The organism is Amycolatopsis tolypomycina (assembly GCF_900105945.1).
In the GTDB taxonomy this organism is placed as follows: domain Bacteria; phylum Actinomycetota; class Actinomycetes; order Mycobacteriales; family Pseudonocardiaceae; genus Amycolatopsis; species Amycolatopsis tolypomycina.
Genome location: NZ_FNSO01000004.1, coordinates 4,466,701 through 4,481,009, shown reverse-complemented (window position 1 = coordinate 4,481,009; position 14,309 = coordinate 4,466,701). Strand labels below are relative to the sequence as shown.

The 14,309-nt window shown below is 73.5% G+C and carries 13 protein-coding genes; 9 read left to right on the top strand and 4 right to left on the bottom strand.

The window, feature by feature from the left end; translation table 11 throughout:
* The first annotated feature begins 7 nt into the window (after positions 1–7).
* The 4 genes from BLW76_RS30460 (at position 8) to BLW76_RS30445 (ending at position 4,593) form a co-directional block, all read left to right on the top strand.
* Positions 8–712 carry a 4-carboxy-4-hydroxy-2-oxoadipate aldolase/oxaloacetate decarboxylase gene (locus tag BLW76_RS30460; RefSeq protein ID WP_091313851.1) on the top strand — a complete coding sequence of 235 codons (705 nt, stop codon included), beginning with the start codon at positions 8–10 and terminating at the stop codon, positions 710–712.
* A complete protein-coding gene (locus BLW76_RS30455) occupies positions 709–1,773 on the top strand; it encodes a 4-oxalomesaconate tautomerase (protein WP_091313848.1) in 1,065 nt (354 codons plus the stop codon). The genes BLW76_RS30460 and BLW76_RS30455 overlap by 4 nt, the downstream gene beginning before the upstream one ends.
* Positions 1,774–1,885: 112 nt before the next feature.
* On the top strand, positions 1,886–3,106 hold the full coding sequence (locus tag BLW76_RS30450) for an MFS transporter (RefSeq protein WP_091313845.1): 1,221 nt from the start codon (positions 1,886–1,888) through the stop codon (positions 3,104–3,106).
* 242 nt (positions 3,107–3,348) lie between these two features.
* Positions 3,349–4,593 carry a GGDEF domain-containing protein gene (locus tag BLW76_RS30445; protein WP_244170383.1) on the top strand — a complete coding sequence of 415 codons (1,245 nt, stop codon included), beginning with the start codon at positions 3,349–3,351 and terminating at the stop codon, positions 4,591–4,593.
* Between the two features lie 369 nt (positions 4,594–4,962).
* Here the strand turns inward: BLW76_RS30445 and BLW76_RS30440 are convergent, their stop codons facing one another.
* Entirely contained in the window at positions 4,963–5,949 is a 987-nt protein-coding gene (locus BLW76_RS30440; RefSeq protein ID WP_091313842.1) for a LacI family DNA-binding transcriptional regulator, read from the bottom strand.
* A gap of 119 nt (positions 5,950–6,068) precedes the next feature.
* On the opposite strand from BLW76_RS30440, the gene BLW76_RS48805 reads away from it, so the two are divergent.
* Positions 6,069–6,209, top strand: coding sequence for a hypothetical protein (locus BLW76_RS48805; RefSeq protein WP_167384780.1), 141 nt, complete (start codon positions 6,069–6,071; stop codon positions 6,207–6,209).
* A 248-nt stretch (positions 6,210–6,457) separates the two neighbouring features.
* Here the strand turns inward: BLW76_RS48805 and BLW76_RS30435 are convergent, their stop codons facing one another.
* On the bottom strand, positions 6,458–7,594 hold the full coding sequence (locus tag BLW76_RS30435) for a glycosyltransferase (RefSeq protein ID WP_091313839.1): 1,137 nt from the start codon (positions 7,592–7,594) through the stop codon (positions 6,458–6,460).
* 100 nt (positions 7,595–7,694) lie between these two features.
* Positions 7,695–7,931 (bottom strand): hypothetical protein, encoded by a 237-nt coding sequence (locus tag BLW76_RS30430; protein ID WP_244170382.1) that lies wholly within the window; start codon positions 7,929–7,931, stop codon positions 7,695–7,697.
* A 464-nt stretch (positions 7,932–8,395) separates the two neighbouring features.
* Here BLW76_RS30430 and BLW76_RS30425 point away from each other — a divergent pair, with 464 nt between their 5' ends.
* A complete protein-coding gene (locus tag BLW76_RS30425; protein ID WP_091313833.1) occupies positions 8,396–9,502 on the top strand; it encodes a S1 family peptidase in 1,107 nt (368 codons plus the stop codon).
* Positions 9,503–9,547: 45 nt separating this feature from the next.
* Here the strand turns inward: BLW76_RS30425 and BLW76_RS30420 are convergent, their stop codons facing one another.
* Positions 9,548–9,808, bottom strand: coding sequence for a GlsB/YeaQ/YmgE family stress response membrane protein (locus BLW76_RS30420; RefSeq protein WP_091313831.1), 261 nt, complete (start codon positions 9,806–9,808; stop codon positions 9,548–9,550).
* Positions 9,809–9,927: 119 nt separating this feature from the next.
* On the opposite strand from BLW76_RS30420, the gene BLW76_RS30415 reads away from it, so the two are divergent.
* From BLW76_RS30415 to BLW76_RS30405, 3 genes are all read left to right on the top strand, one after another.
* On the top strand, positions 9,928–10,353 hold the full coding sequence (locus BLW76_RS30415; RefSeq protein ID WP_091313826.1) for a pyridoxamine 5'-phosphate oxidase family protein: 426 nt from the start codon (positions 9,928–9,930) through the stop codon (positions 10,351–10,353).
* 179 nt (positions 10,354–10,532) lie between these two features.
* On the top strand, positions 10,533–12,347 hold the full coding sequence (locus BLW76_RS30410) for an alpha-L-fucosidase (RefSeq protein ID WP_091313823.1): 1,815 nt from the start codon (positions 10,533–10,535) through the stop codon (positions 12,345–12,347).
* 9 nt (positions 12,348–12,356) lie between these two features.
* Positions 12,357–14,225 carry a glycoside hydrolase family 84 protein gene (locus BLW76_RS30405; protein ID WP_091313820.1) on the top strand — a complete coding sequence of 623 codons (1,869 nt, stop codon included), beginning with the start codon at positions 12,357–12,359 and terminating at the stop codon, positions 14,223–14,225.
* Positions 14,226–14,309 lie beyond the last annotated feature (84 nt).

Genomic DNA, 14,309 nt, shown 5'->3' with positions numbered 1-14,309 from the left:
TGGCGACATGAAGCCCGTCATCGTCACCGATCCGCCGCGTGCCGACCTCGAGCAGGTGGCCCGGCTGGCGGACTACGGCGTCGCCACCGTGCACGAAGCTCTCGGGCGCTCCGGCCTGCTCGATGCCGGTCTCCGGCCGATCCAGGACGGCGCCCGGATCGGCGGCACCGCCGTCACCGCCCTGTGCTGGCCCGGGGACAACCTGATGATCCACGCCGCCGTCGAGCAGTGCCGGGAGGGTGACCTGCTGGTCGTCACCACCACCTCGCCGTGCCGGGACGGCCTCTTCGGTGAGCTCTTCGCCACCGCGCTGCGCCGCCGGGGGGTCCGGGGCCTGGTCACCACCACCGGCGTCCGCGACGTCGCCGACCTGCGGGCGCTCGGCTTCCCCGTCTGGTCGGCCGCGGTGAGCGCGCAGGGCACCGTCAAGGCGACCGCGGGTGCCGTGAACGTGCCCGTCGTCGTCGGCGGGCAGCTCGTGCGCCCCGGCGATGCCGTCCTCGCCGACGACGACGGTGTCCTGTGCGTCCGCCGCGAAGATGTCCACAGTGGAATCGAAAAGGCGCGGGCCAGGCTGGAAAAGGAAGCCGCGGCACGGGAAGCGTTCGCCGGCGGCCAGCTCGGCCTCGACCGCTACGGCCTGCGCGAGAAGCTCGGCGCCCTCGGCGTCCGGTACCTCACCGCCGAGGAGTACGCGAAGGAGCAGGCATGACCGGCGTGCGCTGCATGCTCATGCGCGGGGGCACCTCGAAGGGTGCGTACTTCCTCGCCGAAGACCTGCCCGCCGACCCGGCCGCCCGCGACGACCTGCTGCTGCGGATCATGGGCACCCCCGACCCCCGCCAGCTCGACGGCCTCGGCGGCGCGCAACCGGTCACCAGCAAGGTCGCGATCGTGTCGAAGGCGGCCGACGCCGGCCACGACGTCGACTACCTGTTCCTGCAGCTCGGCGTCGCGGAGCCGACCGTCTCGGACCGCCAGACCTGCGGCAACCTCCTCGCCGGCGTCGGGCAGTTCGCCGTCGAACGCGGGCTCGTGGCCGCCGGGCCCGAGCGCACGACCGTCCGCGTGCGGCTGCTCAACACGGGCTCGATCGCGGTCGCGGCCTTCGCCACCCCGGGCGGCGAGGTCGGCTACCGCGGCGGCACGGCCATCTCCGGCGTGCCCGGCACCGCGGCGCCGGTCGAGCTCGGCTTCGCTGACACCGAAGGGTCCGTGTGCGGCAGCCTGCTGCCCACCGGCCACGTCCGCGACGAGGTCGGCGGCGTCGAAGTGTCCTGTGTGGACAACGGGATGCCGGTCGTGGTGGCCCGCGCGCGCGACTTCGGCGTCACCGGGTACGAACCGGTGGAAGAACTGGCCGCCGACACCGCGCTCGCCCGCCGGATCGACGCGCTGCGCACCGAAGCCGGCAAGCTGATGGGGCTCGGCGACGTCGCCGGCAGCTCCGTGCCGAAGACGACCCTGGTCGCGGCCCCCCGCGACGGCGGCGCCATCTGCACCCGCACGTTCATCCCGGTCAAGCCGCACCCGTCGATCGGCGTGCTCGGCGCGGTGAGCGTCGTGACGGCGTTGCTGCTCGACGGCGCGGCCGGCCGGGAGCTGCTCGTCGCCCCGCCCGCGGGCGAGCCCGTCGAGGTCGAGCACCCGAGCGGCAAGCTCGCGGTCGGCATCGAGCTCGACACCACGGTCACCCCGCCCCGCGTCAGCCGGTCGACCGTGCTCCGCACGGCCCGGAAGCTGTTCGACGGCACCGTTTTCCCGCGCCCCTGACCGGCGCGAACCGGCCCGCCCCGCCCACGGCGATGGTGGACGGCCGGCACACGCGCTACCGTGAGCGTCTTGGGCAACGCTCTGCGTGACAGTGCCGGCCTGGGGGGTGGGGATGGCTGCGACGTGGTCCGCGTTCGCGGTGCGCGGGTTCCGGGCGCTCTGGCTGGCGGGCCTGCTGTCGGTGGCAGGCGACCAGCTGGCCCGGGTCGCCTTGTCGATACTCGTCTTCCAGCGCACCGGGTCCGCCGCACTGAGCGCGGCGACCTACGCGCTGTCGATGCTGCCCGCGCTCGTGTCCGGCGCGCTGCTTTCGTGGCTGGCCGACCGGTACCCGCGCCGCCGGGTGATGGTGGCCTGCGACGTCGTCCGGGCGGCGCTGGTCGCCGTGATGGCCGTGCCCGCGGTGCCGTTGCCGCTGATGGCCGCGCTGCTCGTGCTCGTGCAGCTGGCCGAAGCGCCGTTCTCGGCCGCGCAGGGCGCGGTCCTGCCCGAGCTGCTGGGCGGCCGGTACGAAGCGGGACAAGCGGTTCAGCAGGTCACCACGCAGCTGTGCCTGGTGCTCGGGTTCGCCGCGGCCGCGTTCGTGGTCACCGGCGTAGGCGCGCACGCCGCCCTCGCCATCGATGCCGCCACGTTCGCCTTCTCCGCCCTGCTCATCCGCGCCGGTCTCGGCAGCCACCCGCCGCCGGCCACGGCGGAAAGCGAACGCGGGACGGCGTGGTGGCGGCGGATCGCCGCGGGCGCGGTGGCCGTGCGCCGGGACCGGACGCTGGGCACCCTGGTCTGGCTGGGCTGGCTCGCGTTGTTCACCGTCGTCCCCGAGGGGCTCGCGGTCCCGTTCGCCTACCAGGTCGGCGCGGGTGGCGAGTGGATCGGGGTGCTGCTCGCCGCCGAACCGGCGGGTGCGGTCGCCGGCGCGCTGCTGTTGCGGCGGGTCGCCCGGCCGGTGCGGGTGCGCGCGCTCGGCGTGCTGGCCGTCGGGACGTCGGCGCCGCTCGTGGCGTTCTGGGGCGGGCCGACCCTGGGTGCCGCGCTGGCGCTGCTGTTCGTGTCCGGGTTGTGCTCGGCCTACCAGGTCACGGCGGGCGCGACGTTCGTCCAGCTGTCCCCGCCGCGGGTGCGCGGGCGGACCCTCGGCTTCGCGCGGACCGGCATGATCGCCGGGCAGGGCCTCGGCGTCGTCGCCGGCGGCGTCCTCGCCCAGCTGGTCGGGCCGGCGGCGGCGATCGCCTTGGCGGGCACCGCGGGAGCGCTCGTCGCGCTCGCCGCGGCCGCGGCCTGGGCACGTCGCCGCCCGGACGTCGTTTCGGCCGCGCTCCCGGCCGAGGCCTGAGGTCTCACCAGCCTTTGTCGCTCATCGCGGGCTCCTTTCCCGGTGGCAGGGGAGTGGGGACATCGAGTTCACCAGCCCTTGTCGCGCATCGCTCGCCTTTCCGTGCGGTTCGTCCGGTCCCGGATACCCCGGAATCGTCCCAGCCGCCCGGTCGGGTTGCGATGGCGGGAAACACCTGACATCCGGCCGTGACGCGACTACCCTGGGCGATCGGGGAGTCACCGGCGCGGGGAGGCGCTGCGATGGGGGAAAAAGCCGACTGGGCCTCGTGGAAGCTGTGGTCGTTGCCGACACGGGTGCGGGTCCTCGTGCTGGGCGTGAGCCTGCTGGCCGCCGGCGTGCTGGCGGTCGCGGCCCGCGCGGCGCCGACGGCGGAGCAATGGGTGACGGCGGGCTGGCTCGCGGCCGCGGCCCTGCCGCACCTGCACGCTTCGCACCTGATCGAGCGGCGCCGCCGCGACCGCGCGGGCACGCCGTACGTCGACCTGTGCAGCGTCTGGATCTTCGCCGGGGTCATCGTGCTGCCCCTGGTGCTCGAACTGGTGCTGGTGGCGGTGATCTACGTCCACCGCTGGGCACTGGTCAACCGGTTCGACGCGGTCCGGCCGGCGCACCGCACCGTGTTCACCGCCGCCACGCTCGCACTGGCCGCGGCCGCCGCGGCCGCCGTGCTGCAGGCCACCGGCGTCCAGGAGCACCTCGCCGGCGGGGCCCGGCCCGGCTGGGCCGACCTGGTCGCCGTGGTCGCCGCGGCCGCGGTGCAGTGGGCGGTCAACACCGGGCTCGTCGCCACGGCCATCGCCTGGACGGTCACCGTCGACCACCCCCGGCGGCTGCTGGGCAGCGCCTCGGACAACCTGCTGGAGGTCAGCCAGCTGGCGCTCGGCGTGTTCGTCGCGGTCGCCCTGCTGTGGTGGCCGCCCGCCGCGCTGCTGATGATCATCCCGACGTTCGCGCTGCACCAGTGCGTCCAGCTCGACCAGCTCAAGCTCGCCGCCCGCACCGACCAGCGCACCGGGCTGCTCAACGCGATCGCCTGGCACGACGAGGCCGAGCACGTGCTCGAGCGCACCCGCGGCCGGATCGGCGTGCTGATGATCGACCTCGACTGGTTCAAGCGCATCAACGACACCCACGGCCACCCGGTGGGCGACGACGTCCTCGCCGAGGTGGCCACGGTGCTGACCCGCGCCGTCCGCCGCGGGGACACGGTCGGCCGCTACGGCGGCGAGGAGTTCGCCGTGCTGCTGCCGGACGTCGACGAAGCCGAGGTCCGCGCGATCGCCGAGCGGATCCGCGTCCGCATCCGGGCGCTGCGCATCACGGCGCCGACGGGCGAGCCGGTGACGCTGTCGGCGACGATCGGCGCGGCCCTGCATCCCCGGGAGCCGGGCGCGGGGCTGGACGAGATGATCCGCGCGGCCGACGACGCGCTGTATGCGGGCAAGAAGGCGGGCCGGGACCGGGTGGCGGTCGCCGGACGCTGAAGCCGGTCAGTTCTGGCCGGGATCGGCCGAGCCGCGGTGGTGCTGGAGCGCGCGGCCCCGGTCGTGGTCGAAGCTCACCGGCACCTCGGTGCCGACCAGGGACACAGCCGCGGCGCTTCGCGGGTCACCGCGTCGTAGAGATCGTCGGTGGGACAGCGTCGCTTCGGCCGTGACCACGCTTTCGGCGGGCTCCACGTCCAGCGACGTCGCCGCGATCGTGATTGGAGGGGTATCTCGCGTGATTGGAGGGGTATCTCGCGTGATTGGAGGGGCGACACGCGTGATTGGAGGGGCGACACGCGTGATTGAAGGGGCATCGCGTTGATGCCCCTTCGCGCGCGGTTACCCCGGCGGCGCCGCCCCACACGCTCAGCTCGTCTCGCGCACTTCCAGGTGGTGCGGCGCGACGATCGACCGCGGGGGACCCGGGGCGGCGGTGAGGCGGTCGAGGGCGAGTTCGGCGATGCGGTCCTTGTCCGGCGACACCGTCGTCAGGGCCGGCACGCTGTACCGGCCGTCTTCGATGTCGTCGAAACCCACCACGGCCAGGGCTTCCGGCACCGGGACACGCCGGTCGGCCGCCGCCCGCAGTGCGCCCAGCGCCAGTTCGTCGGTGAAGCAGAAGACGGCGTCGGGGGGCTGCGCCAGGTCCAGCAGCCGCAGCATCGCCTGGTGGCCGTCGGCCCGGTGCAGGCGCCGCACCGGCACCGCCAGCTCCGGCTCGGCGGGCAGGCCCGCCTCGGCCAGCGCCTGCCGGTAGCCGGCGAGCCGCTGCCGCGCGGTCGCGTTGAGCGAGCGCGGCTGGATGCCGAGTGCCGCGACGCGGCGGCGGCCCGAGCCCAGCAGGTGCGCGGTGGCCTCGCGCGCGGCGGCGACGTTGTCGATGGCGACGTGGTCGACGCCGGCCGTGCCGTCGTGCTCGCCGAGCAGCACCAGCGGCACCGGGTCCGTGCGCGCGGCCAGCTCCGCGGGCGCCACCGCCCACGGGCTGAACAGGACGCCGTCGACCAGCTGGCCGCGCCGGCCGTGCAGCAGCTCCTTCTCGCGCTCGGCGTCGCCGTCGGTCTGGTCGATGAGCACGGTCAGGCCCCGGGCGCCGGCGATCCGGACGGTCCGCGCGGCGAGTTCGGCGAAGTACGGCGAGTCGATCTCCGGGACCACCAGGGCCACCAGCCCGGTCCGGCCTTGCCGCAGCGTGCGGGCGGCCAGGTTGGGCCGGTAGCCGAGGGCGTCGATGCTCGCCTGCACGCGCTCCCGGGTCGCCGGGGCGACGTACCGGAACCCGTTGACCACGTTGGACACCGTGCGCACCGAGACGCCGGCGTGCTCGGCCACGTCACGCAGTTTCGGGTGCACTGCGGCAGCGTACCGCTTGCAACGTGGCATGCCACGTTGCAAGACGAGCGCCACCCGATCGGGACGCTTCCCGTGGGCGCCGGATGTTTGGCGCCTCGGGAGGCGGGCACCTGGAGGCCATGACTGAAGCGGGAATCACCGAAATGTCGGGCCGGCCCGGGGTCATCGCGGGGCTGCGGCGCGTCCTGCTCGCCTTCGGCGTCGGCGGGGCGCTGGCGTGCCTCGCCTGGATGGCGTTGTGGCTCGCCATGCACGTCTAGGTCTTCAGGCTCCGGCCACGCGGGATGCGCCGTGGCCGGAGCCTGATCTCACTGGCAGGCTTCGCAGTCCGGGTCGTCGATGCGGCAGGCGGCACCGTCGGTGAGCGGGAAGTCGAAGTCCTCCAGCTCGGGCACGGCGACGGACTCTTCTGCGGTGGCGGACATGGCCCTCCCTTGTGGACGAACGGTTCTCCTGTGTGTAGCGCCGAAGATCGCCGCGCATTCCGTGACGCGCACCACATCCCGGCTCAGGCTTCGAGGAGCCGCGGGAAATCGGTGATCGGCGGCAGCGCGGCGATGCCGTCGCGGAAGCCGCGCGCGGCCGTGCGGCAGGCCGGATCGCCGAGCACGCGCTCCACGGCGGCGGCCAGTGCCTCCGCCGTCAACCCGGCGGCGTCGAGCCGCACCCCGGCGCCCAGTTCCTGCACGCGCGCGGCGTTGGCCGGCTGGTCGGCGAACAACGGCACCGCCACCATCGGCACCCCGGCCGACAACGACTCCCGCACGCTGCTGAACCCCGCGTGCGTCACGAAGACGTCGCTCGCGGCCAGCAACGCGCGTTGCGGCGGGAACCCAGCCAGCTCGACATTGCCCGGACGGGGACCTGTCCACGACGCCACCGCGTCGTCGCTCCCGAGCGCGACGACGGCCGGCACGCCCAGCAAACCCAGTGCTGCCACGGTGATCGCGAGCAGCCGCGAGTCCGGGGCGAGCAGGGACCGGACGTTCGAGCCGAACGCGGCGAACACGACCGGCCCGTCCGCCGACGCCGTCACCGGCGGTTCCGGCACGCGGTAGTACCCGTGCCCCGGGGTGCGCAGGCCGGCCGGGTACCACGGTTCCGGCAGCAGGCCGGCGGTCAGCCGGTCGGCCGCGGCACCGGACGGTGCGAGCCCGAAGCCCTGCCGCAGCAGGTCGAGCTGCCCGGCGAGCCCGGGCACCAGCGGCGGCACCAGCGGCGCGATGTCGACGACGGCGGACGGGACCCCGAGCACCTCGGCGGCCACGAGCGCGCCGAAGGCGTTGGTCTCCCGCACGATCACGTCCGGGCGCCACCCGGCGCCGACGACGTTCGCGGCGAACTCCGCGGTCATGGTGGGGTGGAAGAGCGGCACGTCGAGCGGGCCGGAGACTTCCGGCCGCCACTTCCCCAGTTGCCGGACCAGAGCCGGGTCGACGAGCTCCGGCCGCCGCCCGAGTTCCCCGGGCGCGAGCACGTCCGGCAGGACCACGACGGGCACGCCGAGCCGCTCGATCTCGCCGGCCATCGCGGCCCCGGTGGCGATGGCGGCTTCGTGCCCCGCTTCGCGTGCGGCGCGCGCGAGCGGGACGAGGACGGGCCGCAGGTGGGACGGAATCGGCAGCCCGGTCAGCAGCAGTCGCACAGTGCCCCCTTGATCGACTGCTGCTCAGCGTAACGAGGGAGGGGCCGGCCGAGGGGGCGGATTTCGCTGCCCGCCCCGGCGGTTCGCGGGAGAAGGACCGCTACGGAAGCCCGATCCGCCACCGGAACGCCGCGCGCAGCGCCTCGATGAGGGCTTCGTCGTCGACTTCGCTGGGGCGCTCGCCCATCGGCAGCCAGGTGCCCGAGTCCGGGATGCCGGCGATGACGCGGGTGAGCGTGACACCCGGGTAGGTGAACGTCTCGTGGCTGCCGTCGCCGTCGGAAACGACGACGTGGCGGGATTCCGCCCGGACGAGTACTTGCCGCTGGTCGTTCATGTCGCGCGTCTTCCCGGAACCGAAAGTCCTGCCGCGGTCCAGCATAGCCAGGCGAAGCGGCGAACACCTTCGTGCGAACAGCGGATTTCTCGTTCACGTCAGCTCAAGAACCACTGCAGGGCAACATCTCCGCTAGCGGACACGGCGTGCTCCGAGGGGGAGGAGAGTACGCCGTGCCCGTGCTTCGAACGGTACGCCGTGGACGGCCCGGTGGCGCCGGAACCACTCGTACGCCTCAGTGGCGCACCGTGACGGGGCCGGGTTGCTGTGGGCGGAACACCGGTGGGCGAAATGCCCGGTACCTATCTTTTGTCCTGTCCGACGAAAGTCGGTACCGCCGGTCCCGGCCGCGGATCACCCTCGACCCACCGGATCACCCGGTGCCGGCCCCATGGGCCGGCTCGTCCGGCGCGACCACCCCCTCGCGCCGGCTTCGCCCGCGATCGCGAAAGTGAGTTACCGGCATGCGCAGAACGTCCCCGGGACACCACCTCCTCGCCCGCTCCGCCACCACCCTCGTGGCCGCCGCCGCGGCCATCGGCTTCTTCACCCCCGTCTCCGCCACCGCCACCACCATCGACGGCTATTCCGCGACCGTGCAGCAGGAAGCCGTCGCTTCCCTCGCCGCGGAAGCCGGGATCAGCGAGTCCGCCGCCGTCGCGCTGCTGCGCACCCAGGCGGCGAGCGTCGGCACCCTGCAGCGCGTCACCGCTTCCCTTGGCTCGCGCGCGGCCGACGGCTACCTCGACGCGGCCGCCAAGCCCGTGGTCAACGTCCTGGACCAGACCGCCGCCGAGCAGGTCGAGCAGGCCGGCGCGCAGGCCCGGCTGGTCAAGCACTCCAGTGCCGCACTGGCGAGCGCGCAGGACGCCCTGCAGGCACTGCCCGCGGTGGCGCACACCGCGATCGGGCTCGACCCGAAGACCAATCAGGTCGTGCTGACACTGGCCGACGCGGCCAAGGGCACCGAAGCCCTGCTGACGGCGGCGGCGTCGCTCGGCGACCGCGTCCGCGTCGAACGGGTCGCCGGCGAGATGCACACCGCGATCTACAACGGCGAAGCCATCACCGGCGGCGGCACCCGCTGCTCGGCCGGCTTCAACACCAACCGCGGCGGCCAGAACTACATCATCGACGCCGGCCACTGCACGCGTGCGGTGTCGCAGTGGAACGTCGGCCCGTCGCAGGGCGCCAGCTTCCCGACCAACGACTACGGGCTGATCCGCAACACCACCGGCAGCGCGCCCGGCGCGGTCACCCTGTGGAACGGCTCCACCCAGCGGATCACCTCCGCCGGCACCGCCACCGTCGGGCAGCGGATCAGCAAGAGCGGCAGCACCACCCGCCTCACCTCGGGTTCGGTGCAGCGGACCAACGTGACGGTGAACTACGCCGAAGGCTCGGTGTACCAGCTGATCCAGACCAACGCGCTGGTCAACCCCGGCGACTCCGGCGGCTGCCTGTTCGCCGGCAGCGTCGGACTGGGTATCACCTCCGGCAAGGGCGGGGGGAGCTCCTACTTCCAGCCGGTCGGCGAGGCGCTGAGCGCCTACGGCGTCACGCTGAACTGAGCCGCCGCCGGTGGGGGCGCCACGCCGGTGCCCCCACCGGTCGCGTCAGTCGCGGCGGTTGAAGACGAGCCGGTAGCCGGCCAGGATGATCAGCGCGCCCAGGATCGCCAGGCCCCAGGTGCGCAGGTCGAAGAACGTGCCGAGCTCGGTGTGGAACAGCGTCTTGCCGATCCAGCCGCCGACGAACGCGCCGGCGATGCCCAGCAGCACGGTGATGATGCAGCCGCCCGGGTCCTTGCCCGGCATGAGGGCTTTCGCGATCACCCCGGCGATGAGTCCCAGCACGATCCAGGCGATGATGCCCACGGGGTGTCCTTTCGCTCCGCATCTTTGGCCGGCCCCAGGATGGCACAGGTCCACTGTGGAACGCAGGGCGACCTGCGGAGGTGGGTGTTTTGTCGGACCCCCGGAGTAGCTTCGGCCGCATGGTGCTGTCGAAGGAAGAACGCGAAGAGTTCCTGGCGCAACCGCACGTCGGTGCGCTGTCGGTGGTCGAGCGGCCCGGGCGTGGCCCGCTCACGGTGCCCATCTGGTACCAGTACACGCCGGGCGGGCAGCTGTGGGTGCGCAGCGCGCCCGGTGCGCGGAAGACGCGGGCGATCGAGACGGCCGGCCGGTTCAGCCTGCTGGTGCAGCGGACGCAGCCGACGGCCCGGTACGTCTCGGTGGAGGGTCCGCTGGTGGCCACCGGCCCTGACGACCCCGAACGGGCCCGCGAGATGGCGGCGCGCTACCTGCCGCCGGACAAGGTCGACGGTTTCGTGGCCTACGAGCGCGAGCAGCTCGGCGAGCACATCGTCCTGGTCATGCGCCCGGAGCACTGGCTGTCGGCCGATCTCGGGCCGGCTTGACGCTTCAGCGTCGACCCATCGGATCAATGGTGGGCCAGACTGTCGCGAACTCGGCTCCGTTCGGGCATTCGACAAGTTCACCGCCCGGGACGAAGGCGATTCCGGACAATCTCCCACGACATTTCTGTCATCTCGTCAGGTCTAGACATCCGATGGCTGACCGACCTAGGCTGAGCGCCATGCCGATCCGGACCCCGCTCGGCCTGGTCCTCGCCCTCGGCGCGGCCGGCGTCCTGACCGCGGCCTCGCCTGCCGTCGCGGAGGACGGGTGCGGCGGGCCGATCCGGCCCGCGGCCGTCATGACCGTCCGAGCCTGTGACAGCCCGGCCCGGATCGTCGCGAAGGCCGCGGCGGTCGTCCCGCGCGCCGGGCAGCTGGCCTGGCAGCAGCGGCCGGTCACCGCGTTCACCCACTTCGGGATGAACACCTTCACCGACCGCGAATGGGGCTCCGGCGCGGAAAAGGAGTCGGTCTTCGCGCCGCCGGCCGTCGACACCGCCCAGTGGATGCGGGCGTTGAAGGCCGCCGGTGTCACGCAGGTGATGCTCACCGCGAAACACCACGACGGTTTCGTCCTCTACCCGACCCGGTACACCAACCACTCGGTCGTCGCGAGCCCGTGGTGGCTCACGCCGGGCTGCACCGACCCGGGCCGGGATGCGGCGCAGGCGAACCGGGCCCAGGACCCGTCCGCGTACTGGCAGACCCGGAACACCGTGTGCGCCAACCCCCGCGGGGACATCCTGCGCGACTACGTCGATGCGGCGCGCGCGGCCGGGCTCAAGGTCGGCGTGTACCTCTCGCCCGCCGACGGCGCCGAGCTGCCGAAGCAGTTCTTCGACGCCGAAGTGCGGCGGATCGCCGCGAAAGTCGCCGCCGGGCAGCCGTTGAGCATCGAAGAGCAAGCCACCTGCGAAGACCGGGCGAGCGCGCCGCAGGGGCAGGGCCGCTACGGCACGAACAGCGCCGTCACCCGCCGGACGATTCCGACGCTGGTGCCGCACGACGACCGCGCCGCCGCGCTGGCGGCCGGGAAGCTGCCGGAGTTCGCCGTCGAGGCGGACGACTACAACGCCTACTACCTCAACCAGATCTACGAGCTGTTCACCCAGTACGGCCAGATCGACGAGCTGTGGCTCGACGGCGCGAACCCCTGGCGTGACCACGGGATCGGCGAAACCTACGACTTCACCACGTGGTTCCGGGTGATCCACGCGCTGTCCCCGGACACCGTCACCTTCGCCGGGCCCGCGGGCGTGCGCTGGGTCGGCAACGAGGCCGGGCAGGCGCGCGAGACGGAGTGGAGCCCGCTGCCCACGACCGGCGACCCGGCCACCGCGCACAACGAAGAGCTCTTCGTCGGCGGGGCGACCGCCGGAGACCTCGGCTCGCGGCCGGTCCTGGCCGACCCGTCGGTGCGCTACCTGCAGTGGGCGCCCGCGGAGTCCGACGTGTCGATCCGGCCGGGCTGGTTCTTCCACCCGGACGAACAACCGAAACCGCCCGCGCAGCTCGTCGACATCTACCGCTGCACCGTCGGGCGGAACTCCTCGCTGCTGCTCAACGTGCCACCGGGTCCGGACGGCCGGATCGCCGCCGCCGACACCGCCGCGCTCGCCGGCTTCGGCCGGGCCATCGCCCGGACGCAGGCCCGCAACCTCGCCCAAGGGGGTCCCGCGGCCGTCACGGATTCCTCGCTCACCACGGCGGAACCGCTGGACCGCCCGCTCGACGTCCGGCTGCCCGGGCCGGTCACGTTCGACCAGATCCGGCTCGGCGAGGACATCACGCGCGGCCAGCACGTGGAAGGCGCGCTCGTCCAGGCCGAGATCGGCGGCACCTGGCAGACCCTCGCCACGGTCACCACGATCGGCTACACCCGCCTGGTCACCCTGCCCGCGCCGGTGACCGCCGGCCGGGTTCGCGTCGTCGTCACGCAGTCGCGCGCCACGCCGTACCTGGCCACTTTCGCCCTGTACCGCACCGCCGCCTGAAAGGGAGCCATGACCGCCCGCCGCCGTGCCCTGTTCGCCGCCGCCGTCACGGTGGCCGCCACCCTGACTGCCGCCGGACCCGCCACCGCGAGCGGCGCGTTGCCCCCGGTTTCCCCGACCCCGCAGCAGATCAGCCGCACGTCGGCGGACGTGCCGCTGCCGTCGTCGGTCGCGCTCGTCACCGAACCCGGCACCGACCCGGCGGCCAGGGAGCTGCTGACGTCGTTGCTGCGCGGCCACGGCGTCACCGTCGGCGGTCGCGGCCTGGTCATTCGGCTCGGCAGCACCGGCGAGGACATTCCCGAGCAGGCCGAGGGGTACGCGCTGAGCGTGTCCCGTGCCGGGATCACGATCGGCGGGCGCGACGGCGCCGGGCAGTACTACGGCGTGCAGACGCTGCGGCAGCTGGTCGCCCGGTCGGGGCGGGGGTGGGTGGTGCGCGGCGCGACCGTGCGCGACTGGCCGGACATGGCGCTGCGCGGATCGATCGAAGGCTTCTACGGTCCACCGTGGACGACCGCGGACCGGCTGCGGCAGCTCGCCTTCCTGGGCGAGGTGAAGGCCAACACCTACGTCTACAGCGCCAAGGACGACACCTACCTGCGCGCCCGGTGGCGTGATCCGTACCCGGCCGGCGAGCTGGCCACGCTCGGGCAGCTGGTGCGCGCGGCGACCGCGCACCACGTCGACTTCACCTACGCGCTCTCGCCCGGCGTCTCGATCTGCTTCTCCTCGGCGGCCGACGTCGCCGCGGTGATGGCGAAGTTCCAGGCGGTGTACGACCTGGGTGTGCGGTCGTTCTCGCTGCCGTTCGACGACATCTCCTACACCCGGTGGAACTGCGCCGCCGACCAGGCGGCCTTCGGCGCGCCCGGGCAGGCCGCCGCGGGCACGGCGCAGGTCTCGCTGCTCAACACGATCACCGAGGACTTCGTGCGGACCCACGACGGCGTCCGGCCGCTGCAGACCGTGCCGACCGAGTACAGCGACCTGAAGGACTCGCCGTACAAGACGGAGCTGCGCGAGCACCTCGACCCGTCGGTGGTGGTGCAGTGGACCGGCACCGACGTCGTCCCGCCGAGCGTGACCACGGACGAGGCCGCCCAGGTGTCCACAGTGTACGGACGCAAGGTGTTCCTCTGGGACAACTACCCGGTCAACGACTACGAGCAGTCGGCCGGGCGGCTGCTGCTCGCGCCCTACGCCCAGCGGCAGGCCGGGCTTTCGCGCTACCTCAACGGAATCGTCGCCAACCCGATGAACCAGGAGGCGGCGAGCGAGGTCGCCGAGTTCGGGGCCGCGGACTTCGCCTGGAACGACGCGGGCTACGCCCCGGAGCGCTCCTGGCCACAGGCCCTGGCCCGGCTCGCGGGCGGCGACCCGCGCGCGACGGCGGCACTGACGGTGTTCGCCGACCTCGAACACCTGGCGCCGACGTTCGGCCCGACGGCGTGGCAGCCGCAGGCACCGGTACTGGCCGCGAAGACGGCGGCGTTCTGGCCGCGCTGGACCGCGGGCGACCACCGCGCACTGGACGACCTGCGCGCGTACGCGGTCCGAATCCGCGACGCGGCGGCGGTGATCCGCGCCGGCCGGGTGGAGCGCGCGTTCGTCACCGAGGCGGGCCCTTGGCTGGACGCGGCGGCCCTGTGGGGAGCCGCGACGGTGACCCGCCTCGACGCCCTGTCGGCCACAGCCCGCGGCGACCGCGGCCAGGCAGAGCGCCTGACCGCGGCCGCCGACACCCTGGTGACGCGGGCGCAGGCGGTCAAGACCGGCAACACCAACCGCTGGGGCATCAGGCAGGCCCTGGTCGGCGACGGCGTCCTCGACACGTTCCTGGTCCGTGCCCGGGCCGCGACGGTGGGGCAGTCGTGAGCGGGTGAGCCAGTGTCGCGCGTCGCAAGTCGTTTGCCGTCCGGCGTGGCCGAAGCCGTGTGTCCCGAGCGCCCCAATGTGGCG